At 69.0% G+C, this 1,731-nt stretch carries 2 protein-coding genes and 1 pseudogene; all 3 read right to left on the reverse strand.

All coding sequences use genetic code 11. The features are described 5' to 3' along the window. Nucleotides 1–286, reverse strand: a pseudogene (locus tag AC6EI8_RS26340) (flagellar hook-length control protein FliK); the annotation flags it as partial. Nucleotides 287–300: 14 nt separating this feature from the next. Next, complete coding sequence (fliJ, locus tag AC6EI8_RS26345; protein ID WP_149319499.1) at nt 301–759, reverse strand: flagellar export protein FliJ; 459 nt, start codon at nt 757–759, stop codon at nt 301–303. After that, nucleotides 752–1,731: FliI/YscN family ATPase (locus AC6EI8_RS26350; RefSeq protein WP_498383372.1), on the reverse strand; the 980-nt coding region annotated here is incomplete at its 5' end. The genes AC6EI8_RS26350 and fliJ, both read right to left, overlap by 8 nt.

Consider the following 1,731-nt stretch of genomic DNA (forward strand, 5'->3'; position numbering starts at 1 on the left):
CCTCGGCCTTGCCGGTGCTCCCCTGCGTCTTGCCGGCATCGGCGCCGGCGTCGGCCGGGTCCGCCTTCTTGCCGGTCTCGGCAGCGTTCTTGCCTGCGCTGTCGGCCGTTTTGCCGCTCTTGGCCGGCTGCTGCTGTTGGCTGGCCGCGCTCGCTTCGCCGGCCTGCGTCTGGCGTGCGCGCGCCAGGGCATCGCCGAACTCGCTCGCGCCCGAAGCGGGCTGCGGGTTGCGCGGAGCGTTGGCGGGTGCGGCGCCGCCGCTGACGATTTGGCTGATGTCGATCATCTGTACTTGCTGGCTTATTGGTTGTGTCCGCTGCCTACCTGCTGCCGGGACAGGCGCGCGGCGTACTCATCGGTGGCCCGCTGCTCGCGGCGCGCGGCGATCTGCTGCTCGCGGGATTCGGCACGCGCGATCAGCGTGTCGAACGAGTTCAGGCGCTGCTTCTGCTTCTGCCAGTTGGCGCGGCCGGCCAGCAGCTGCGATTCGGCCTTGGCGAGCGCCTCCGTCTGCTGGCGGATCGCGGCGTCGAGCGAATCCAGGAACTGGGAGAAGTCGTGCCAGCGCGCCGACGGCATGCCGTTCTGCATCAAGGCCTGCATGCGCGCGCGGTATTCCTGCCGGTACTGGGTCAGCGCGGCGAGCTGCTGCTCGGCCTGCGTGCGCTGGCCCTGCAGCCGTCCGAGTTCGCGCGCGGCGGTGTCGGTGTCGTTCTGGGCCAGGTCGGCCAGCGTGTTCAGCGGAGAGGTCTTAGCCATTTGCGCTCCTGTCGAAGAGCAGATGCAGTTGATCGATCGATTCGCCGTACCCCGCGCGCTCGTGAATGTCCTGCTGCAGGAAGGCTTCCATGCGCGGATGCAGGCGGATCGCCAGATCGAGTTCGGGATCGGCGCCCGGTACGTAGGCGCCGACGCTGATCAGATCGCGGTTGCGCTGGTAGCGCGACATCAATTGCTTGAAGCGGCGCACCGAGCCGAATTGTTCCGGCGAGATCAATGCGGTCATCGCGCGGCTGATCGAGGCCTCGACGTCGATCGCCGGATAGTGGCCGGCCTCGGCCAGGCTGCGCGACAGCACGATATGGCCGTCGAGGATCGCGCGCGCCGAGTCGGCGATCGGATCCTGCTGGTCGTCACCCTCGGCCAGCACGGTATAGAAGGCGGTGATCGAGCCGCCGCCCTCGGCGCCGTTGCCGGCGCGCTCCACCAGGGTCGGCAGCTTGGCGAACACCGAAGGGGGGTAACCCTTGGTTGCCGGCGGCTCGCCGATGGCCAGCGCGATCTCGCGCTGGGCCATCGCATAGCGCGTCAGCGAATCCATGATCAGCAGCACATGGCGGCCCTGGTCGCGGAAATACTCGGCCAGGCGCGTCGCGTAGGCCGCGCCCTGCATGCGCAGCAGCGGTGAGGTGTCGGCCGGGGCGGCGACCACCACCGAGCGGGCGCGGCCCTCCTCGCCGAGGATGTTCTCGATGAAGTCCTTCACTTCGCGGCCGCGTTCGCCGATCAGGCCGACCACGATCACTTCGGCGCTGGTATAGCGCGCCATCATGCCGAGCAGCACGCTCTTGCCGACACCCGAGCCCGCGAACAGGCCCATGCGCTGGCCGCGGCCGACGGTCAGCATGCCGTTGATCGCGCGCACGCCAACGTCGAGCACCGTATCGATCGGGGCGCGCGACAGCGGATTGATCTGCGATCCGGCCAGCGGTACTTCGCGCGCGGCCTGCA

It is taken from the genome of Cupriavidus sp. R6-3 (assembly GCF_059772245.1).